A 19,705-nucleotide genomic window follows, 5' to 3' on the forward strand; every position below is an offset into this window, starting at 1 on the left:
CGTAAGGACGTGCCTCGCGCTCACTTTCGTGTATTTTTAACCGACGATGGAACGGATCATTTGAAGGAGCTGCAGAGTACGAACGGAGGTCGTATGTTTCTCCCGGACGAACTCATACCCTTGACCGCTGATCTTCGCCCGCAGCGATTCGTTGCTTGGATGCAAATAGAAATGAATTTTGGCGAGAAAATCCCGCTCCGACACGGCCACATAATGTACGCCGGACCTGAACCCAAGCGCGCGTAGATCAGCGTTCTCGGGAGCGAGCAGCAGCGTGTTGCAAGCGAGTACCTCAAAATATTTGCGAAGCGGATAATGGAATTTGGAATCGCAAGTCAGGAAGATCTTGGATCGGTTCACTTCAAGCGCAAAGCCTCGCGCTACAAGCGCCTGGGCATCGGATTCGAAGTCCGTATAGCCGGGATGGCTGTGACATACAAAGCCGGGATATCCGGTCAAAGCCGTTTTCATCTTATGGCGCAACGGGTATACCTTCGGGTTAGTTGCCCCCATAAGCAGAACGTTGATGTTTTTCCGGCGTCGATAATCCCTGAACACGGTAGGTTCTACAAAATGGGGCAGCCAATAAAGACGGCCCTTGAACTCGGGATACCGCTCCCGGAACGCTTGCCGATACATCACAAAGATGGTGGCAGAGGGGTAACGCCGCAGGAACTCTCGTCGCTGCTCGACTTTGGCATGCAGATCATGCATGATCATGCCCCAAGGTAACTTCAAATGTTCCAGCCCCTCAACTGGAGGGCAATAAGAGGCATGAAACCGATCGTTAAACAGAACAAAATCGGGCTGAAAGGGAGCTCGCCGGAGAATAGCCCGTACCTCTCCGCCCTGATGATCCAAGGCCAAATCGGCATATTTTCGCAGTTCCAACTGCATGTAGTGAAAATTCCGTTCCAAATATCGACTGAAATCCTTCGTTACGAACAAAATCTTTAGCCGCTTCATTCCTTCAAATCCTTTTCTATCGGAGCTTATATCCTTCGTTTAGCAGAAAACCTGCCCGGGTCACCCCGAGGCAGGCTTTCTGGGTACAACCTAACCCTGTTGGGCAATGCCTACAAATGATTCTGGACCGTTTCGGACTGCCGTTGTTGCTCCAGAGATAAAGGACGTATAAACGGTTTCCGGAGCAGCCGGAGCCTGAAGGTCGGCGGCTACGAAAGACGTGACTTCTGTGGAAGCGGCGCTGCTAACGCCGCCGTCGAGGGTAAAGATGACATTGGCTGGAACGTACGTTGCACCGCGAACGATCTCAATCGTAAACGTATCGCCGACGTCTCCCAGAATTCCGATAGTACCCGACAGCAAAACAATCGGATTCGGAACGTTCTGCGTTTGCAGGCCGATAATCCCGAACAATGCAGGAGTATCTGTGAGCGGAGTTCCGGGGAATCCGGGCTGGTTGGAGTTCACGGAGCTTCTGGCATCAAGAAAGACACCCATCTTTTAAATCACCACCTTCTTGTAATCTAGTACAGGTTATGAACCGATGAAGGTTTTGGTATAGACATCTTTATCAAGATAACCGCTTATTTTGTCTCTTTAGGATTCGTCGATATCTTGGCCCGGTCCGCTTGAATCGTTAAGAAGTCGCGATAAGATGGGTCAGCGCATCCCGGTAACGATTCTGGATGAACCGGATCTCCGCCGAGATCGCCGCTTGATGGCGCAGCGTCCCCATCCCCGAATGGCGCCGGTAGGAAATGAGCGGGACGTTCAAATAAGGAAAAGCCGTACGAGAGAGCATTACTCGATGCCACAGATCGTAGTCGTGAGTGTACGGCAGGCCTTCATCAAACAGTCCCACGCGCTCAATCAAGCTGCGTCTCATCATGACAGTACATCCGTTAATCGGGTTGCCGCTGTACAACGTGTTCGCCAGCTCTCGCATCCCCAGGGGTTGCATGCCGGCATTGTATTGAGTGATTCGGCCATGCTCATCGATGTAGTGGAAATTGGTATGGGAAATTTCAGCGCCTTGCCCCAGCATGAAACTTAATTGCATTTCGACTTTCTGAGGCGCAAACAGATCGTCCGAGCTAAGCCACGCGATATACTCCCCGGAAGCGTGTCGGATACCGTGGTTCAGCGCAGAGGCCGTTCCCCCATTCGCCTTGCCCAAATAATAGATATGACCGCGGTAAGGCGCGAGCCGCTCGGCGTGGACAGTCGAACCGTCATCCACAACGATAATCTCCGTATGCGGATACGTTTGACTCAGTGCACTTTGCACCGCCTGTTCAATATAGGGACAGTTATAGAAAGGAATAATGATACTAACGCGCGGATTCATGACGATTCGGCCCCCTCTTTGCGAAAATAGTCCAGAATGTCCAGCAGCGATTGTTCCCAGGCCACGCTAGCCCGCCACCCCAAGTCCCAGAGCGCCTGGGGAAGGGGCGGCTCGGCATGGGATACCGCTCCGTTTGCGGATGGAGGACCCGCTTGGATCCTCATATCCGTTACAGTTGTTAGCTGCGCGAAGTCCTCCACCAGCTCGGCCAAGCTCCGCTCCCGCCCGGAGCAGACCGGATACACCTCGCCGATCTCCCCTTGGCGCAGCAGCATTTCATAAGCGTCTACCGCGTCGCTCACGTCGAGGAAGTCGCGCCTAGCATCCGCCGCAGACAACTGGAAGGAGGGAGGGGACTCCCCGCGCTCCAGCCGGACGATATGCCGGGCGAGCAGAGAGCAAATCCCCGTTGACGGGCCGGCTCCAATCAAATTGCCCGGTTCTGCGATCAACACGCCAAGATGGAACAGCTTACCCCAGGCCAACGCGGACGCCTCTTGCAAAGTTTTGCTTAACCCATAAGGGTGAGTGGGTCGAAGCGGTCGATCCAGTCCGAATTTGAGCCGTGAGCCGGCAACGAGAATACGGGTATCCCCCAAACCGCAGGAATACAACGCGTCCAGCAGGTATAGGGTCGTCATGACATTACTTTCCATATAAAGGATGGGCTCAGCCCAGGAATCCGGGACGGAGTTTTTACCGCCCAGGTGCAGCACGTACTGCGGCCGGGTCCGCTCGATGGCCTGTTTGACCCCTGCCCTGTCAGTCAAATCACATGGGATGTACGCTACCTTCTCGTTTGCAGGCAATCCGGCTTCCTTCCTGACCAAAGCGAAAACCCGGTATCCCTTGGCGGCAAAACGTTGGCAAGCATGGCGTCCGGTAAAACCGCCGGCTCCTGTAATCAGAACCGTCCCCCGGTCACCCATGCTGTTTCATCCATTCCGCCATTTCCTCCAGCATCTGACGGAACGAGGGAAGGGGGACCGCCGCGTCCGGACGGGTGTTTACCAGCGTACGGTCGAGGTTAGGGCCGTCATCCGGTTCGATCTCAACGTCGGTTTTCCCCAAAATTTCTTGAAACATCTGTAGCATCTCATACTTGTTGACGACCTCTGGATGCGCTAAATGGATCAACCCGGACACGGGACGGTCCAGCAGCAATTCGATCGTCTTGGCAAGCTGGATCGTTGTCACGCCGTTCCATTTGACCTGGCGGTACCCGGACACCTTGCCTTTCTGACTCATAAACCAATGAAAGAGTCCGATCCCGTGACGGCGAATTTCCGGTCCGATAATGGAGGTGCGGATCGTCAGATGTCCTGCGTCCCGTATTTCCCCGAGCGCCTTCGTTAAGGCGTACGTCGTAACACCATCGGGCTGATCATCCTCCCGGTAGCTGCCGCGGTCGCCGCGGAAGACACAGTCAGTACTGATATGAATCAGACGCGCATTGATTTTGTCAGCCAAATGGCGCAGCCGGTGGGGCAGAAATCCGTTGATATGATAAGCCATAATTTTGTCCCGGTCGGCAAATTGATTAAGCACCCCAACCGCGTTAATAATGACATCTGGACGAACTAACTGCACCGCCTGATCGACGGCGACGATATCTCCGGCATCCAATATCAGCGAGTCCCGGTCACCAGGGTCACGTGAGGTATAGAACACCTGGTAGCCTCCCTTCTCGCGAAAATGCCGTACCAATACATGACCGGCCATCCCATGGCCCCCTAGGATTAGCAATTTCATGAGAGAAATCCTCCTTTATCCAGCATGATGCGGATCTCCTCCTTGCTCATCAGCTCATGCTCCGAACTCAACTCGCCGTAGGGAACAAGCGGCAAATGGCCGTAACGATCTCTCAGACCCACGATCTCGAGCGCAGGCATGATGACCAGATACTCCTTGTCGTATACCACGGTCGACCGGCTTTCATATTCACTGAGCAGCAGCTCGTGAATCCGTTCCCCAGGGCGTATACCCGTCACCTCGATCGACACATCGGGTATGCCCGAAGCTTCAATCAGCACTTCCGCCAGGTCGATAATCCGGCAGGTTGGCATCAGCATGACGAAAATCTCCCCGCCGATGCTCTCCCGAGAAGCCTTAAACAGAAGCTGGATCGCTTCCGGCATCGTCAGGAAAAATCGGGTCATTTCCAAATCGGTGATCTTTACCCGCTTCTGCTCACGGATCTGCTGCTTGAACAAATGGATCACGCTGCCGTTGGTGCCCAGCACGTTGCCGCCCCGGATGCATACAAATCGGGTTTCATCCTGGATCAGGTTGGCGTAAACGACCAGCTTTTCACCGATGGCCTTGGTCATGCCGTAAAAGTTAGACGGGTTCGACGCTTTGTCCGTAGAGATATAAAGGACTTTTTTCACTTTGTTTTTAATGGCGGCTTCAATAACGTTTTGGGTGCCAACCACATTGGTTTTCAGCGCTTCGGCAGGTTGCTCCTCGCAGATGGGCACGTGCTTCAAAGCAGCCAGATGGAAGACGATGTCCACGTTCTGGCAGGCCGCGACCAAAGCTTCCTTGTCGCGGATATCGCCGATTCGGAACGTCAGGCGCTCGTCGTTAAAGGTGCGGCTCATCGCAACTTGCGCCGCTTCTCCACGGGAGTAAATGATGATCTCCTTCGGGTCTTGAGGGAGGAGCTGGCGGATCAGCTCGTAACCCCAGGAACCGGTCCCCCCGGTGACGAGAATGACTTGATCTTTAAACATTCAACTTCCCCCCAAGCACGAATTTGACCACTTTTTGCGATACCTTCTCCTCCAGATAACCTTCAGGACAAGGCCACAAACGCTCCATGCCGGCCATCAGCTTCGCCGCTTCGGCGATTCTGCCGGCGTCTACGCCGGATACGACGTTGCTGCCGCAATCCACGGTCTCCGGCCGCTCCGTTGTACGGCGAATCGTTACCGTAGGCACCTGCATGATGCAGCATTCTTCCTGCACGGTACCGCTGTCCGTCAACACGCATATCGCATGCTTCTCCAGCTTCACGAAGTCGAAGAAACCAAACGGCTCGTGAAATTCCACCAGTGGATGCATTTCCAGCTTCAAATCACGTTCAATCCGCGATCTCGTCCGGGGGTGAATGCTGCAAATCAACCGTTTAGACGACGCTTCCGCGACCCGGTTCAGCCCCTCCATAATGGCGTGCAGGGAGGCCGGGCGGTCGACGTTCTCCGCCCGATGGGCGGTCACGAGATAATAATCCCCTTCTTTCAGCCCCAGCCGTTGCAGGATGTCGCTCGCCTCAATCTGCGGCTCGTAGAACTTCATCACTTCGTAAATCGGATTGCCGGTCAGCACGATGCGGTTGCTTGGCACCCCCTCCGCCAGCAAATGGGCTTTGCTCTGCGGAGTATACGGCATATTGATGGTCGACACCGCATCGATGACTTTCCGATTCTTCTCCTCGGGCACCTCGAGGTCAAAGCAGCGGTTGCCCGCCTCCATGTGGATCGCAGGATAGCCGAGTCGCTCGGCTAGTACGGCGCACAGCGCACTGTTGGTGTCCCCCAGCAGAAGCACGCGGTCCGGCCGCTCCACCTCCAAGATCCGCTCCATCTGGCCAAACATCGCCGCCAACTGGCTGCCCAGCGTCGTTTGATGATCTTGAAAGATATAGTCTGGCTGTCTCAACCCTAGCTCCTGGAAAAAAACATCGCTGAGACTAGCCGCAAAATTCTGCCCCGTATGCACCAGTACATGTTTTTCGGCCCACTGATCCAGCAACGGGATGATCCGGCTGAGCCGAATGATTTCCGGTCGGGTCCCCAATATGGTCATGATTTTCACGGTCTCATCTCCTTGCTGACTCATCTCCTTGTAGACTTCTGGCGTTTCCGCACGCGTTGCTTGCGGGTAGTTCCTGTTCTCCGGCCGGCTGGGCGGCGATTCCGGTTCATCTTCCGTGCGCGCCCCGTCCCGCGGCTTCGATGGTTCTTACGAGCACGCGCCACCCTGCGCCGGGTATTCTTGCTTGCGCGTCGCTTCCCGCCGCGTCGGGCGGTCAAGCTCCTTCCCGTACCGGATCTTCTCTTGCGAAGTTTGGCTCGCTTCAATTTGACCCGTCTGCGGCGGCCGGATGGGCTCGCTGCACCTGCCGGCGCCTTCCCAATTGGCACTGCCCCCACTCCAGAGCCTCGAAACTCCGCCGCATCTGGGGAAGGAGCAGTCGGGGCCGGCTCAGGCAGCGGCACGGCAACCCCCGACAGCCCCTGCATGCGCTGAACGAGTCCTTGAAGCCGCAGCTCGTAAGCGGCCGGGCCAAACACAACCTCCACTTGAGCTCGATTCCTTTCCCCTACGCTGCGGGACATTTCCATGGAAGACAGGAGCTCTGCACACTTCTCCGCAAGTCCGACGCTGTCTCCCGTCGGTACCAAATAAGCACCGCTGCCTGTCGACTCCAAAATTTCCCGCAATCCGCCCGAAGCATAGGCAACAACCGGTTTACCGAAGATCATCGCTTCGAGCGCCGTTAATCCAAACCCTTCGGGCAGAATGCCTGGAACAACGACGATATCCATCGCACTAAAGGCGGATTCCACATGGTTTTCCATACTGACAAAAATAAATCGCTGCGAATGCGGCGATCCCTGAACCGCCCGCTTTAAGCTCCGGTAATACTCAGGTTGAACCTCTGCACCGATGATGACGAATTTGGCCGCCGGGAACCGGTGCACCAGATTCAGCGCTGCCCCGATGAAATGATCGGCTCCTTTCTCCGGAATCAGGTAAGAGGAAATATAGCCGACCAAGACCTCGGACGGCTTGATCTTCCATTGCGCTCTTCGATGCCAGCGTTGTGTCGGCCAAAGCTCGGGATGGATATCCTCCGGGTTCCACGAAGGGTAGAGCAACACGGTTTTGTGCATGGCCTGCGTTCCAAAGAAAGGGAGCAGCGCGGATTCGGAAATGCCAACGATCAAATCGCTGTATCTGTCGATCAGATTCACCGCTTCCGCCGTAAACTCATTGGACGCAATGACCTCCGTAATCTGCCAAATCACAGGAATTCCCAACTGTTTGGCAGCAATCGCCGGCGACACGTTTACGCTGGTATTCACCAGTACAGCATCCGGCTGCTCCTCTTGGAGCAAGCCGATCGTGCGCTGCACCGAGTCGCTCCAGGCGATCGCATGGAATTCGCCAGACAGACCGGAGTGCGGGGAACACATCCCGTAGAGCAACGAGTTATCGCACAGCAGAGTGCGAATCCCATAACGATTGGCCAGAACCGACAAACTGCCCTGCCTTGGAACCACGATCGTACAGTCGTAATAAGCCGACAGCTTTCTCGCGCTGAATAACAACAGCTTTTCCGCGCCGGTTACGTTCCTGGAATTGCACACATGCGAGAACAGCAGCAACTTCTTTTTATCCGACACAATTGCCCCTCCTTTGCCTGTGCGTTTGTCCGGGACTCCGGAACCGGCTTCCACTTCACAGGATTCACCCGAAAATCACGGTTAGCAGCTGATCTAACCGATTGGAATAGGTATGATCCCGCAAGGTCCGATTCAGCGCACGCAGCGCAATTTCCCGTCTTTGTTCCTCATGGGTCAGATAAAAACGCACCTTCTCGACCAACTCCTCCGGCGAGGAGAAGGTTTCGATTTCTTCGCCGGGAACGTAGAACGATGCCAAATCGTCCCGCGAATCAACCAATTGAAGCGTTGCACAGGCCGAAATTTCGAACGTCCGCGGATTTGGCGACGCCGCCGTTATACCGGCTTTGTTGTTGTTGACATCCTCCTCAAACGGGGAGCGATGTAAATTCAGAACGATCTTCGAACCGCTGTACACTTCGGCGGTTTCCACCGGGCCCATCCATTTTCCCAGCTCGATCCGGTCCACATAAGCCGGGTACTCCGGCAGCCGATCCCACCAGATTCCGTTGATCATTAAGCCTTGTTCGATCAGCGCCGGTAAAATAGGCTGAAGAAAGTTCACCCGGTTCCAATACGCTGAACCGATAAAGCTTAAATTGCGGCGGTGCGGGGATGGCATCAAGGTCGGACGATAATGCTCCGGAAAGGTTGCAAACGGCAAATAATGGACTTGGCTGCAGCCGGCTGCGCGATAAAGATCAACGCAATTTCGTTCAAGGGTAAACACGTAGTCATATTGAGTGCTCAGCGGAACCGTCATATCCGTATAATAGGGATCATCTGTAAACCAAATGGCCGTCGGGATGCCCATAGCCCGCACGGCGTTGATATACTCCACAGGAAGCTCCAAACCGTCGAGGGCGAGCAGCAAGTTCGGCTTATGCAGCGATGCCAAATCCGGTATAGAATCGCCCGGCACCGCGGTGATGACTTCCGCGGTTAACGTACGGAGCGTGGAAGTTACGGCCTCGTCTATCGGAGAATAAGGAAATCCTTTCCCCGAACTGACATATAATATTTTTAAGTTGCGGACCTGAAATTTCGGCCGCGGTTGACTGACAATATAGCTGGCCCTTCCCCTCAGGTACCCCTCGGCGTAGCCGTCACGGAACCCGTTGGTTCTACCGCGCTCCTCCGGGCTCATCACGGGTTGAGTTGGATTGCCAGTCGCTTCTTCCATGAACATAAGGTCACTCCTTTATAGGTTGATACTTGTCGGTTGCTTCTTGTAGGGTGATGCTTGCCGGTTGATTCCTGCTCTTAGCTTTCGGTGACTGCTGCCAGCAGGCGGCTAACCCGGTCCATATACGTATGGACGGCCGTCGTCGTCCACAGCGAGCGCCAAGCGATCAAGCGCCGTTCCTCGTCGTGCTCGAGATAGTAACGGATTTTCGCCTCCAGCTCCGCCTCATCCCGAAACGTCTCGATGTCGTAGCCCGGCCGGTAGAAAGAGGTTAAATCGTCGCGGATGTCCGTAATTTGAAAAGCGCCGCAGCTGGCGATTTCATAGGTTCGCGGATTGATCGATCTCCCTGAGGTATCGTTCCCGTTCCGGTTATCCTGGCCGGCTTGCGTTGGTCGATGGATGTTGAGCACGATTTTGGAGGCGTTGTAATAACGAACCGTCTCCTCAACGGGAACCCATCCGGGTCGGATGAACCGTGCCAACTGCTCGTATCGGGGCAGGCGGTCCCAATGATACCCGGCGATCAGCACGCGTTTGTCCTGCAGGAACGAGCTTAAGCGATCAAACAAGGCGACTCGATTCCAAAAAGCATTGCCGATAAAACAAACATCATAGCGATATTCCGGCTTAGCCGGAATGGGCCGAAATTGACGCGGATTCGCAGCGAGCGGAAGGTGGTGTACGCTTTGCACCCCAAGGGAGCGATAGAGCGGCACACATTCGATTTCGTGCGTAAACACCACATCGTAGCTTAAAGCCAGCGCGAGCGTATCATCGGTAAAATAAGGGTCATCCACGAACCAAACAGCGGTCCGAATCCCCATCCTCCGGATCTGCTCCAACTGCGCAGTATGATCAGGCGGAAAGATGTGCAGCGAATTCATGACCAGCACCAGATCGGGATGATGGTGCTCGGTTTCCTGCAACATCATTTCCGGTGAGGCAACGATGCACTCCCGCGTCAGCTCCGCAAGCGCCGTTTGAACCCCTTCGTCAATCGCATCGAACCCTTGAGGCACGTACAGCACCCGCAGGTCCACTTTCGGCCGAGAAACCGGCGGAATTCGTTCCAGCACAGCCTGGCATCCGCCAAACCGGATCCCCTCCTGGTATCCGGCCTGATAAGCCTCGCCGTATCGATTCTCGTTGACGTTCTCCAAGGTCCTTCATCCTATCTTCGTGGATTTCGATCTTGCGTTTCCTGGGTCTTAATAAATATATGCTGAGGGGACACGTGCATCATGGACGACTACCCGCCCGCCGGATAAATTGGCGAATGCCGCCTTTAGGGACGGACTCTTAATGCCCCCCTCGCGCCCCTTAGTCCTCTTTTTCGCGCCCTTTTGCACGATTATCCCTTTCGTGGATCGGCTACACTTAGTTGGACAATAAAAATAAGGGCTTGTAGAATAGACCTATCATGTTAAGGAGCGGATCTCAACAATGCCTAAACAACCACGACGCACGTTTACAACCGAGTTCAAAAAGCAAATGGTGCAGCTCTATGAAAACGGGAAATCCCGCGCAGCGATTGTGGAGGAATATGACCTCACTGCGTCTGCTTTAGACCGCTGGATCAAGCAAGCCCAGACCACAGGCTCCTTCAAGGAGAAGGACAATCGCTCTTTCGAAGAAAATGAACTCATCACTTTACGTAAAGAGATTCAACGACTTAAGATGGAGAACGATATTTTAAAGCAAGCCGCGCTGATCATGGGACGAAAGTAGCTATCATCCAGAACAACCGTGATAAATACTCGGTATCAGCAATGTGCGACGTCCTACAAATTGCAAAGAGTACGTTCTACTATGAAGCAAAGGAACGAGCGAAGGAAGATGAACTAACAGAAACGATTGTGGAGATCTTCCACAAGAACCGCAAAGCCTACGGCACGCGCAAGATTAAAGCCAAGCTAAAGGAACAAGGAATAGTTGTATCTAGACGTCGCATTGGCCGCATTATGAAGGAGCAGGGGTTGGTCTCCACCTACACGATCGCTCAGTATAAGCCCCACAAAGCGGCCTCCAATGAAGCAAAGACGGCAAATGTGCTGGCTCGTGAGTTTGAGCAGACAGAAGCAAAGCGCTTCGTCGTTAGCGATCTAACGTATGTAAAGGTTCAAAACAAGTGGCATTACATTTGTGTGCTGATCGACTTGTTCAATCGAGAAATCATCGGGCATAGTGCGGGCCCAAACAAGGATGCGGCTCTGATTTCCCGTGCCTTCTCTACCGTACAAGGTGATCTGCGTCAAATCCAGTGGTTTCATACGGACCGCGGTAGTGAGTTTAAAAACGAAAAGATGGACGAGCTATTGGAGACCTTTAAAATCGGTCGATCTCTCAGCATGAAAGGCTGTCCCTATGACAATGCCGTGGCTGAAGCTACCTATAAAATTATGAAAACGGAGTTCATTAACCAGATGAGCTTCCACAGCCTTCTTCATCTAGAGGTGGAACTGTACGATTACATCAACTGGTTCAACAAGCATCGGATTCACGGAACACTGGGATACCTGACACCTGTTCAGTATCGTCAAGAAGCCCTTAATAAAGTTGTCTGATTTACTGTTGACAATCCTTTCGTTCAGAATGCGGAGATCGAGATAGGGATCCTCTCGCTGCGCCTCTTTGTATCATTATCCCTTTTGTTCAGAATTGAGAGATCTAGGAAGAGGGTCTTCTAGCTACCTTTTTGCACGATTATCCCTTTTGTTCAGAATTGGGGAATCAATCGACGGGATTAAACTAAGGTTGCACAGTGATCTGAACATCCAGATTTATTTGATAGAGATTTGGGATTTTTTAGTTGTGTATAGAACATATGTTTGGTATAATGAAAAAAAGAGGAACGTATGTGCCCATTTCTTGTTTTGGAGGGATCGGACATGGAATTAGTTACGAGTATGGAGCTTCAATCTATCAGCAGCCGTTTTCAAAGTGAGGCCGACTGCATCGAGGCGATCATCGCTATGAAGTGGCCAAACGGATTTGTTTGCCCGCGCTGCGCTTATACCGAATGCACCCGTCTGTCCTCCCGACGACTTCCTTTGTTTGAGTGCAGAAGATGCGGCTATCAAGCCTCGCCTTTGGTCGGCACCATTTTTGAAAGAACCCATCTGCCTTTGGTGAAGTGGTTCCAAGCTATGGAGCTGTTCCTACTTCCCGACGGTATCTCAGCGCTGCGGTTGAGTCAGGTGATCCAAGTTACCTACAAGACCGCTTGGCTCATGCTGCACAAAATCCGCTATACCCTCGGTGAATGTGATGCCCGGGAGCTGCTCTCTGGAGAGGTGAAGGTGAACCGCGATCAGTATGGGACGGATACCAACCGCTTTCATCCAGCTTCTCAACCTTATGCCACCGCAGTCGTCGCCGGCTGCACGGTCACGGAGTCTGGTGAGCCCGAGCGAGTGAAGATCCAACTGGTATCACATAAAAGAGGAAGCGAGCAATGGGCTACCCGGTGCGATCTCGTCGCGTTCATCAACAAACATGTAGACGTCCATACCTCAACCAAGCGGTGGTTCCCTTTCGTTTATCGGATGTATCTGCCCTTACGGAGAGTCGTGAGACAAGCAAGGGAGTCGATCAGACGCACGTATGTCGCCTTGGGGTTAACACATTTGCAGGCGTATTTGAATGAGTACACCGTCCGCCGTCACCTGCGCATGTCCTGTTCCGAGGAAGAAATGCGCCAGAAACTGCTACAGATGTGCTTGTCCATTCCAGCGATCCCTTACCGCCAGTTAATCGCACGTGGTCAGAAGCCGTTCCTCGCAGCAGCGGCGTAAACCTGCTAATCGAGGTACGCGTCGAGATTTTTAAACTGCGCACTTCTCCCCTTTCTCTTCACTCCCTGATGCAAAGGGATAATGGTTAAAAAGGGGCGGAGAGAGACTATGTCCCCCTCCCCCGTAATGAAAAAACCGCTGCCGGATAAACCGACAACGGTGATGGTAGACTTGATCCTTATTAGACTTGATCCTTATAGGCCATCTTATGCCCATCCTCGTAGCCTTGGGCGAAGCCGCTGTTAAACCCTTCTTGATAAGCCTCGTTATAGGCCTGATCGTAAATCGTCTTGTCTTCGGGCGTTGCCTGTTCCGCTACAGGCTCCGCAACCCCTGCTGCTGGGACCGTCAGAGCGGTGCGCCGGCGTCTTAATCTCCGTCTTCTTCTGCGATGTGTACGCGGCTTGTGCACCGCCTTGCGACGCTTGCGGCGGGCAAGGATCGTCTTACTTCTCCGCCTTAGGGTCAGCTTCCGTTTTCTGCGGATCCGGACTTTTCTCGCCGTACGCGGCTTTACACGGCGGGTACGCCGGAGTTTGTTTTTTGCCATCCTTCTTCTTCCTCCTGTTCTCCTCGGGTAACGTCGTATGCTGCATAACAAGCGTCCATCATCCATGGCGGCGAAGGAGTTCCATATTTGACGCGATGAAAAGTTAACCCGCAAACCGTGCGAGCCATCGCTTCTTGATATTTGGTCAATTTATCGATATTTCCGGCAATATGCCTTGCGGCGTCCGGGGAGAGTTCGGTCACATCGGCGAGGCTGCCGAGAATCCGCGCCATCGCCTTCTGGCTTTGGCTTATGGCATCAACTAACCGGAGTTTCGCCTCCTCCCCGGCCTGAAGGGGGAACCTCGTCATTTGCCTGCCTCCAGATCAAAATCACCACCGTCGAACAATCCGCCGAATCCTCCGTCCAGGCCATCGCCGCTGCCTTCTGTCACATCGGGAGGAAGCACCGTTTTCAGGTTGCTGCACAGCCCATTTTGCAGCTTGGTCAGGCCCTCAATCACCTCCACGAGTTGATCGTGAACCTCCAGCGGGTCGGACAGCTGCTTTTCGTGATCCTCGAAACTGCTCTCCAGCACATGATTCAATATCCAGTTGCGCACCTTCTCGGACTCGACCGCCTTGGCCTCCAGTATCATCGCGACATTCCACTGGATTTTCGCGGCCGCATCCAGCATGTTCAGATAAGCCTGTTCCCTGCTCATGGCATCATACCCCGCTTCATTAACCTCACTCTTCTTCTTGGACCTTTAATTGCTTCATCACATGGCTCAAATTCTCGGCCATCGCTTCCTGTAAATCGGCAATGGCATTTAAGTAGGAGATCACGCTTTTGTTGATCCGACCCGAATTCTCCAATATGCCGGGCGTCCCATCGAACGCTGGCTCGGCGTCGGGAATCGCATGCACGATCTGCGCCATGCGTACAGCAACTTGTCGTTCCGCATCGATCACCCGCGCCATCTGCTGGTGAGAGTGGGCCATGTGCACGATGATCTCAGAAATTTTTTGCTCCACTCTGACTCCTCCTCAACTTAGGCCGGCCTTTACGCCGCGCTCTGATTAGCGGACTTCGGACACCAGCCCCAGGATGCCCTCCAATAACATATGCCGGTACGAATAAGCGCGTTCCTGTAGAGCCGGCTCGTTTCAGCCTATAAATCCTCACTCACGATGCGTTGCGGAGGCAGAATCGGCAGCCCCTCGGGATAGGCGGCCACTACGTTTTCCGGTACGGTTACCGAAGGCGTAAGCCCCCATGCGCTGAGCGTGTATTCCGAGATGATCTCCCGCCGTTGCCCCCGATCAATTTGATACCACCGTCCACTGCTGGCGACTACGATGCCGTCCGTTAAGCCCGCTTCGGTCGGCATTCCGCTGCTTAAACCAGCCAGCTGCCCCGCTGAACGGGCCGGGCCGACGGGCAGTTGGACCAGATCCAGCACAGACAGCCGCAGCGGCACCGGCATCGTGTCAGCCGCCGCCGGATGCACAGGATGGCGAACACCATGCTCCAGCCAGTGTACGCCTCCCTTTACATCCCGAACCCGCACGTGAGTCGGGAAGAAATCGGCCGCCCTTAGCGTCCGTTCCTCGCGCCAATCGGTCATCCTCGCATAGAGGGCGTGCAAATCTCCCCATTTTTCACGAAAGAAATGGTGGTTGCGGGTATTCACTTCCTGAAACTGCTGATTGCCTAATCCTTTCATCGTCATGCTTCCGTAATGATGGACGAAGGTGTCCTCAGCGATCACCAGCTTCTTTCCTTGCAGGCGCAATCGGGCGACCCAATCCTCGTCCTCGAAATTGCCGATCTCATATCCTTCGTCGAAATAACCAACTTGCTCCAGCGTCGCTCGCGGAAAGGCTACGCAGAACCCTACCAGCCGATCGGTCATGCGCCACTTCATCGGATCCGAACGGTTGTACAAAGCAGCAAAAGCCGGCATATCCGCCACGTCCTCATAGGGAACGTCAATTTGCTGCTCGCCGCTGATGTAATTCGTTACCGGCCCAACTGCGGCTGCTTGAGGAAACTGACGAAGGCATGCCAGCAGTTGATCCAGCCAGCGCTCCGTCACCAGTACATCGTTGTTCAGAAGCACAATTGTATTCCCCTTGGCCATCATCAGCCCGGTATTTACGGCGCGGGCGAACCCCAGGTTCTGCGGATACACCGCCAGCCGCACCCGACCCGGCCGCCGCCGAACCGCTGTCGCCGTTCCATCGGTCGATCCGTTGTCAACGATAATGACCTCATACGGTGTAGACGTATATCGATCGATATGATCCAAGCACTGCAGCAGCAGGTCTCTGCGATCATAGGTCGGTATGATGATACTCGTGATTTCCTGGCGGTCAGCAAATGCTCGGTAGCCTTCTTGAACTCCGTAAGCATAGCCGGCAACGTATCCTTGATCGTAGGTTTTTGAACCGAGTCTAGCTTGCATCTTGGTTTTTCCGTCAAACTCCATTTGCACCGATGTGCACCTCCCCGAGCTGCGGCCATGCCGCCTCGCCTTTTATCAGTTTGTCGGCTAAATGTCCCATATCCAGCGCCACTTTGCCCAGCTCTCCGGAGAGCCGTGTGCAGATCATCACGGCAGCCACTCCGGCCGCAACCAAAGCCAAATCAAAGTCCGGAAATTCCCGGAGGCGCATCGCGACTCTCGGCACATCGGCTACACCCTGCACCGGAGCAAGCCAACCAACAACCTGCACGCTGCGCTGCCCAAGAAATCCCGCCAACACTTCCGCCTGATTCCCGATCAGCAAGACGCGCCGGCCATGCAGCAGTCTCGTTAAATAACCTCCGGCATTTAATTCATAATTCACGGTTGAAGTGGTCAAGCGTAAACCGCGGTAATCGATTCCATAGTGGCGCAGCACCGGGAACAACAGCCCTTGATAGGAAGGATGCCGGGATTCCGGAACCCCGATAATATCCGCAGCCCTTATCGCGGCTGCCAACGCTTCGCGCGCTGCTGGATCGGGCAAATGCACGCCTGCATAGGGCAAAAAAGCCCCCCGGCGGAGCGCTTCCTCGGTGGAAATTACCGTATCGTGCGCCAAGGTGAGCAGTTCTCCGTCGCCGAGACGGACAATCGACAGCGGCCGGCCTTCCCGCAGCGCCCCCTCCGCAGCGGCGAACACCTCTGCTGGCGTAAGCAGCGGATAAAGCTGCCCGGCGACGGTCGGGAAACCCGCGGCAATGACGTCGTCCACCCAGATTTCGGGCAGCAGCATATAGCGGGGAATTAAGCGGCCCAGCTTGGCTTCCCCGCCTTCAAACAAACCTTCGCGGTAGCCGGCCTCGAAGGCGGCGGCGCGAACCCGCTCCGCTTCCGCCGCAGACCAGGCGGCTCCGGAAGCGCCCAGCGAGGCCGGCCCGGGTGCGGGCAATAGCGGCGGCGGAATTGCGGCCGGGCCAGGCGAAAGGGCCTTAGCGGCCCGGTCTTGGCGACCCCCCGGGCCGCTAATGCGGCTTGCAGCGCCGGCACTGCCCGCGCCGTCGGTACCGGCCATGGCGCCGGTACCGATCACACCGCCGGCATAGCCCGCCGCCTGCCGGTACCGCCGCCAAGCCGCCGCGCGAGCTCCGCGACGCCCGAGGCGCCCGCTGCGGCGCCGGCGGCTGCCGTGACGCCGGCGCAACGCGGCCTTGCCGGCGACGGTCCGGTTAGCGCGGCCGTTCTTCCACCGGCCGGCAGACCGGCGGACCGTTGCGGCCGCAGCTGCGCTGCCGGTGCCCCGCCGGCCGAGAGTTTTGCGGCTAGTGCCCGCCGCATTGTCGCGTGTAGCCATCCCGTGCCTCCTTTCCGGCTTCCCTATCGCTTAGGGAAGTACGCCTTTCATATGAATTGCGGCTTCCTGCAGCGATTCAAACGTGCCGGCGTCTCCCCACCACAATTGGAGCACGTCGAACTCGAGCTTTCCGTCCCGCGCGTAGCGGTTGTTCACGTCCGTAATCTCCAGCTCGCCGCGGGCAGAACGTTCGATGCTGCGGATAATGCCAAATACGCTGTCATCGTACATGTAAATACCGGTAACCGAATATTTCGACTTCGGCTTCTTAGGCTTTTCTTCGATATAGGCAATATGTTCCGGGGCGTCTTCAGCAAACACCGGCACGCCGTAACGCCGAGGATCATCCACCGGCTTCAGCATCACCCGTGCGCTGCCCAGCGGCTGCTGCTTAAATCGCTCCACGTATGGCGTTAAATCGTCCAAGAACAGGTTGTCACCCAACAGCACAACGAATTTGCTGCCGCGCGGGATAAACCCTTCAGCCAGCTCCAGAGCTTCAGCAATTCCGCCGGCCGATTCCTGGATGCGATACGTCAGGTTGACTCCAAAGTTCTCCCCGCTGCCAAGGAAGTCAGCGTACAGCCCTGCGGATTGTTTGCCGATCACAATGAGGATGTCGGTGATTCCAGCTTGACGCAGCCGTTCTATGCCGTAACAGACCATCGGATAATTCCCGACCGGAAGCAGATGCTTGTTGATCAATCGGGTCAGCGGGTATAGACGCGTGCCGGTGCCCCCCGCCAAAATCACACCTTTCATGAACGCTCCTCCCTTACCTTAAAAATTTGGGGCTCCCATTAAATAAATTGCCAAGGATCTACGCCCCATTTTTCGATAAACCGCATACGGTTCCGTTCTATAAGCTCGTTCCACCCTTCCGGATGGCGGGTTTTAAAGCTGGCGCTGCCTTCATGGTACACCAGCGTATCGCCGCAAATGAGCAGACGGTAACCTAGCTGCCGAGCGCGGTAGCAGTAGTCGTCATCTTCATAATGGCCGGGCGAAAACCGTTCATCGAATCCTCCTGCCCGCTCCAGTACCTCCCGCTTAAAGAGCAGGCACATGCCGATCAGCCGCTGGACTTCCTGCCATTTCGCCGGATCCGAATGGTTATGGCGCTCGGCGATTTGGGCGAAATCCTCACCTTCCGCCCAGTTGATCGCCACCTGCTGCCGTCCGCTGGCATAATTGGTCACCGGGCCGACGAGGCCGACATCAGCGGCGCTGTGCAGCGCCAGCAGCAGATTCGAGAGCCATCGCGGGGAGACGAGGACATCATTATTAAGAACGAGGAGGTGATCGCCCGAAGCGACGGACAATCCTCGGTTCACGGCGACCGGAAATCCTTCATTGCGCGGCAGCGCCACCAGGATCAGGCGCTCGCTCAGACAGAACGATGCCGTGTCGTCCTCGGAGCCGTTGTCCACCACAATGATCTCATAGGGAGTCTCCGTATACTGGCGGATCGCCGCCACGCAAGGGGCAAGCAAGTGCAGCCCGTTATAGGTCGGAATGATGATACTCGTTACTCCAGCCGTCATCGGGCATTCCTCACTTTCGCCAATTCGCTCCGGCCCAGTGTGGAAAATCGCAACCGGACACCTTCCGTTTTCATAACCTCGCCAAGCGCCTCGAGATGGTCGCCAACGATCATCTGCGCGACCGCATTGCCTGCCCCGCTGTTGCTGGTGCGGAGACGGTTCTTGCGGATAACGTCCACGGAAATCGGCGCTACTGCCTTCAGTCCACGAACCAACGCCAGCGCCTGGGCTTTCGGAGGAACGACCAGCGCAGTGATGCCCACCGTCCGCACAGCGCGGCGGGACAAAGCGTTTGGCACCGCAGTTAACGAGTTCGCCTTCAACTCCGGATGTCCCAGCGCCAGATTCAGGAATGCCTTGCAGCGCGTCACCTCATCCTGCTGGGAGAACGGCGGCAGATGCGGCGTCAAATCGTTGAGAGCCAAATCCTCCCCCCGGTCGATCGCGATCAAAAAAGCAGCCAGATCCTCTGCGGCAACACACATATCCCCGTCCGTGAACAGCAAAATATCTCCGGTGGCTACCGCTGCCCCAATCGCCCGTCCTACGTCATGCCCTAACCGTTCGGGGAAGCTCAGCCGCGTGATACGCGGATCCCGATCCACGACGGCAAAGCTTGCGTCATTACAACCATTCAGGACGACAATGATCTCATGCAGAGGCAACTTGCGGAGCTCCGCCAAAACCGCCGGCAACGTCTTCTCCTCATTACTCGCCGTCACGATGGCCGAGGCACGGCCCTTCAGCGGCAGCGGAATCCACGGCTTACTAAGCCCGGCCGCATGGGCATAACCACGGCGATACGCCAAGGAGGCCGTCAGCAAAGCCGTGAAAGGCAGTTGGTCCACCCGCTCCGCCTGCGCCCACGCTTGAAAACAATCCTGCATATGAGGCGAACCCTTCTCCGCCCCATCCTGTGCTGCCACCGCACGGACTCCTGCGGCCCAAGCTTTGGCTTTGAGGCGTTGGAGCGGGGCGCTGGCATATCTTTTCCCCGTCGACGGACGGGCCAAACGGCGGCCTTTGCGGATGAAGCCGCTCGTTCTCCGGCTTGCTGCTCCGCGCAAGCGGGTCAGCGATCCGCTTCTTCGTTTCCGACGATGTTTCATCGTTTGCCTAGTTACCATGACCATCAA

General features: G+C 55.4%; 22 protein-coding genes. 3 read left to right on the top strand and 19 right to left on the bottom strand.

Going from position 1 to position 19,705, the window contains the following annotated elements:
- Window positions 1-36: 36 nt before the first annotated feature.
- Window positions 37-738: a glycosyltransferase gene (locus U9M73_RS12560; protein ID WP_323077517.1), complete on the bottom strand. Its 702-nt coding sequence runs from the start codon at window positions 736-738 to the stop codon at window positions 37-39.
- A gap of 36 nt (window positions 739-774) precedes the next feature.
- Between U9M73_RS12560 and U9M73_RS12565 the strand changes: the two genes are divergently transcribed.
- A complete protein-coding gene (locus tag U9M73_RS12565; protein ID WP_323077518.1) occupies window positions 775-957 on the top strand; it encodes a hypothetical protein in 183 nt (60 codons plus the stop codon).
- Between the two features lie 99 nt (window positions 958-1,056).
- Here U9M73_RS12565 and U9M73_RS12570 read toward each other — a convergent pair whose 3' ends face one another.
- From U9M73_RS12570 to U9M73_RS12610, 9 genes are all read right to left on the bottom strand, one after another.
- The gene (locus U9M73_RS12570) at window positions 1,057-1,464 is read right to left on the bottom strand and encodes a hypothetical protein (RefSeq protein ID WP_009225110.1); all 408 of its coding nucleotides are present in this window, start codon (window positions 1,462-1,464) and stop codon (window positions 1,057-1,059) included.
- A 139-nt stretch (window positions 1,465-1,603) separates the two neighbouring features.
- Entirely contained in the window at window positions 1,604-2,314 is a 711-nt protein-coding gene (locus U9M73_RS12575) for a glycosyltransferase (protein ID WP_009225109.1), read from the bottom strand.
- On the bottom strand, window positions 2,311-3,243 hold the full coding sequence (locus U9M73_RS12580) for an SDR family NAD(P)-dependent oxidoreductase (RefSeq protein ID WP_323077524.1): 933 nt from the start codon (window positions 3,241-3,243) through the stop codon (window positions 2,311-2,313). The genes U9M73_RS12575 and U9M73_RS12580 overlap by 4 nt, the downstream gene beginning before the upstream one ends.
- Window positions 3,236-4,066 carry an SDR family oxidoreductase gene (locus tag U9M73_RS12585; protein WP_009225107.1) on the bottom strand — a complete coding sequence of 277 codons (831 nt, stop codon included), beginning with the start codon at window positions 4,064-4,066 and terminating at the stop codon, window positions 3,236-3,238. Before U9M73_RS12585 ends, U9M73_RS12580 begins: the two co-directional genes overlap by 8 nt.
- Window positions 4,063-5,049, bottom strand: a complete 987-nt coding sequence (locus U9M73_RS12590) for a polysaccharide biosynthesis protein (RefSeq protein WP_009225106.1) — start codon at window positions 5,047-5,049, stop codon at window positions 4,063-4,065. Before U9M73_RS12590 ends, U9M73_RS12585 begins: the two co-directional genes overlap by 4 nt.
- Window positions 5,042-6,133, bottom strand: a complete 1,092-nt coding sequence (gene wecB / locus U9M73_RS12595; protein WP_036645207.1) for a non-hydrolyzing UDP-N-acetylglucosamine 2-epimerase — start codon at window positions 6,131-6,133, stop codon at window positions 5,042-5,044. The genes U9M73_RS12590 and wecB overlap by 8 nt, the downstream gene beginning before the upstream one ends.
- A gap of 20 nt (window positions 6,134-6,153) precedes the next feature.
- Window positions 6,154-7,728 (bottom strand): glycosyltransferase family 4 protein, encoded by a 1,575-nt coding sequence (locus U9M73_RS12600; RefSeq protein WP_232282283.1) that lies wholly within the window; start codon window positions 7,726-7,728, stop codon window positions 6,154-6,156.
- 64 nt (window positions 7,729-7,792) lie between these two features.
- Entirely contained in the window at window positions 7,793-8,917 is a 1,125-nt protein-coding gene (locus tag U9M73_RS12605; protein ID WP_009225103.1) for a CgeB family protein, read from the bottom strand.
- Window positions 8,918-8,991: 74 nt separating this feature from the next.
- Window positions 8,992-10,077 carry a CgeB family protein gene (locus U9M73_RS12610; protein WP_009225102.1) on the bottom strand — a complete coding sequence of 362 codons (1,086 nt, stop codon included), beginning with the start codon at window positions 10,075-10,077 and terminating at the stop codon, window positions 8,992-8,994.
- A gap of 283 nt (window positions 10,078-10,360) precedes the next feature.
- On the opposite strand from U9M73_RS12610, the gene U9M73_RS12615 reads away from it, so the two are divergent.
- Window positions 10,361-11,481 (top strand): IS3 family transposase gene (locus U9M73_RS12615; RefSeq protein ID WP_157274695.1). Its coding sequence is split into 2 segments (ribosomal slippage): window positions 10,361-10,610 and window positions 10,610-11,481, totalling 1,122 coding nucleotides; the frame shifts between segments, so codons are not numbered across the junction.
- A 324-nt stretch (window positions 11,482-11,805) separates the two neighbouring features.
- The gene (locus U9M73_RS12620) at window positions 11,806-12,711 is read left to right on the top strand and encodes an IS1595 family transposase (RefSeq protein WP_323077532.1); all 906 of its coding nucleotides are present in this window, start codon (window positions 11,806-11,808) and stop codon (window positions 12,709-12,711) included.
- Window positions 12,712-12,892: 181 nt separating this feature from the next.
- Here U9M73_RS12620 and U9M73_RS12625 read toward each other — a convergent pair whose 3' ends face one another.
- From U9M73_RS12625 to U9M73_RS12665, 9 genes are all read right to left on the bottom strand, one after another.
- Window positions 12,893-13,261, bottom strand: coding sequence for a hypothetical protein (locus U9M73_RS12625; protein ID WP_036645147.1), 369 nt, complete (start codon window positions 13,259-13,261; stop codon window positions 12,893-12,895).
- On the bottom strand, window positions 13,225-13,572 hold the full coding sequence (locus tag U9M73_RS12630) for a hypothetical protein (protein ID WP_009225099.1): 348 nt from the start codon (window positions 13,570-13,572) through the stop codon (window positions 13,225-13,227). Before U9M73_RS12630 ends, U9M73_RS12625 begins: the two co-directional genes overlap by 37 nt.
- Window positions 13,569-13,925, bottom strand: a complete 357-nt coding sequence (locus U9M73_RS12635) for an alpha-helical endospore appendage domain-containing protein (protein ID WP_009225098.1) — start codon at window positions 13,923-13,925, stop codon at window positions 13,569-13,571. Before U9M73_RS12635 ends, U9M73_RS12630 begins: the two co-directional genes overlap by 4 nt.
- Window positions 13,926-13,950: 25 nt before the next feature.
- A complete protein-coding gene (locus tag U9M73_RS12640) occupies window positions 13,951-14,238 on the bottom strand; it encodes a hypothetical protein (RefSeq protein ID WP_009225097.1) in 288 nt (95 codons plus the stop codon).
- A 137-nt stretch (window positions 14,239-14,375) separates the two neighbouring features.
- Complete coding sequence (locus U9M73_RS12645) at window positions 14,376-15,695, bottom strand: glycosyltransferase family 2 protein (protein WP_323079126.1); 1,320 nt, start codon at window positions 15,693-15,695, stop codon at window positions 14,376-14,378.
- A complete protein-coding gene (locus tag U9M73_RS12650; RefSeq protein WP_323077533.1) occupies window positions 15,685-17,025 on the bottom strand; it encodes a GT-D fold domain-containing glycosyltransferase in 1,341 nt (446 codons plus the stop codon). The genes U9M73_RS12645 and U9M73_RS12650 overlap by 11 nt, the downstream gene beginning before the upstream one ends.
- 30 nt (window positions 17,026-17,055) lie before the next feature.
- A complete protein-coding gene (locus U9M73_RS12655; RefSeq protein ID WP_323077535.1) occupies window positions 17,056-17,787 on the bottom strand; it encodes a sugar phosphate nucleotidyltransferase in 732 nt (243 codons plus the stop codon).
- A gap of 38 nt (window positions 17,788-17,825) precedes the next feature.
- Window positions 17,826-18,569: a glycosyltransferase family 2 protein gene (locus tag U9M73_RS12660; RefSeq protein ID WP_323077537.1), complete on the bottom strand. Its 744-nt coding sequence runs from the start codon at window positions 18,567-18,569 to the stop codon at window positions 17,826-17,828.
- Window positions 18,566-19,702 (bottom strand): glycosyltransferase family 2 protein, encoded by a 1,137-nt coding sequence (locus U9M73_RS12665; protein WP_009225092.1) that lies wholly within the window; start codon window positions 19,700-19,702, stop codon window positions 18,566-18,568. The genes U9M73_RS12660 and U9M73_RS12665 overlap by 4 nt, the downstream gene beginning before the upstream one ends.
- Window positions 19,703-19,705: the final 3 nt, after the last annotated feature.

The organism is Paenibacillus phoenicis, assembly GCF_034718895.1.
In the GTDB taxonomy this organism is placed as follows: domain Bacteria; phylum Bacillota; class Bacilli; order Paenibacillales; family Paenibacillaceae; genus Fontibacillus; species Fontibacillus phoenicis.

What these genes read in the sequence shown, in the direction of transcription:
- U9M73_RS12565 (WP_323077518.1), top strand. Translation starts at nt 775, where the DNA reads ATGAAACCGATCGTTAAACAGAACAAAATCGGGCTGAAAGGGAGCTCG.
- U9M73_RS12570 (WP_009225110.1), bottom strand. Translation starts at nt 1,464, where the DNA reads ATGGGTGTCTTTCTTGATGCCAGAAGCTCCGTGAACTCCAACCAGCCC.
- U9M73_RS12575 (WP_009225109.1), bottom strand. Translation starts at nt 2,314, where the DNA reads ATGAATCCGCGCGTTAGTATCATTATTCCTTTCTATAACTGTCCCTAT.
- U9M73_RS12580 (WP_323077524.1), bottom strand. Translation starts at nt 3,243, where the DNA reads ATGGGTGACCGGGGGACGGTTCTGATTACAGGAGCCGGCGGTTTTACC.
- U9M73_RS12585 (WP_009225107.1), bottom strand. Translation starts at nt 4,066, where the DNA reads ATGAAATTGCTAATCCTAGGGGGCCATGGGATGGCCGGTCATGTATTG.
- U9M73_RS12590 (WP_009225106.1), bottom strand. Translation starts at nt 5,049, where the DNA reads ATGTTTAAAGATCAAGTCATTCTCGTCACCGGGGGGACCGGTTCCTGG.
- U9M73_RS12605 (WP_009225103.1), bottom strand. Translation starts at nt 8,917, where the DNA reads ATGTTCATGGAAGAAGCGACTGGCAATCCAACTCAACCCGTGATGAGC.
- U9M73_RS12620 (WP_323077532.1), top strand. Translation starts at nt 11,806, where the DNA reads ATGGAATTAGTTACGAGTATGGAGCTTCAATCTATCAGCAGCCGTTTT.
- U9M73_RS12625 (WP_036645147.1), bottom strand. Translation starts at nt 13,261, where the DNA reads ATGGCAAAAAACAAACTCCGGCGTACCCGCCGTGTAAAGCCGCGTACG.
- U9M73_RS12630 (WP_009225099.1), bottom strand. Translation starts at nt 13,572, where the DNA reads ATGACGAGGTTCCCCCTTCAGGCCGGGGAGGAGGCGAAACTCCGGTTA.
- U9M73_RS12635 (WP_009225098.1), bottom strand. Translation starts at nt 13,925, where the DNA reads ATGAGCAGGGAACAGGCTTATCTGAACATGCTGGATGCGGCCGCGAAA.
- U9M73_RS12645 (WP_323079126.1), bottom strand. Translation starts at nt 15,695, where the DNA reads ATGGAGTTTGACGGAAAAACCAAGATGCAAGCTAGACTCGGTTCAAAA.
- U9M73_RS12650 (WP_323077533.1), bottom strand. Translation starts at nt 17,025, where the DNA reads ATGGCTACACGCGACAATGCGGCGGGCACTAGCCGCAAAACTCTCGGC.
- U9M73_RS12655 (WP_323077535.1), bottom strand. Translation starts at nt 17,787, where the DNA reads ATGAAAGGTGTGATTTTGGCGGGGGGCACCGGCACGCGTCTATACCCG.
- U9M73_RS12660 (WP_323077537.1), bottom strand. Translation starts at nt 18,569, where the DNA reads ATGACGGCTGGAGTAACGAGTATCATCATTCCGACCTATAACGGGCTG.
- U9M73_RS12665 (WP_009225092.1), bottom strand. Translation starts at nt 19,702, where the DNA reads ATGGTCATGGTAACTAGGCAAACGATGAAACATCGTCGGAAACGAAGA.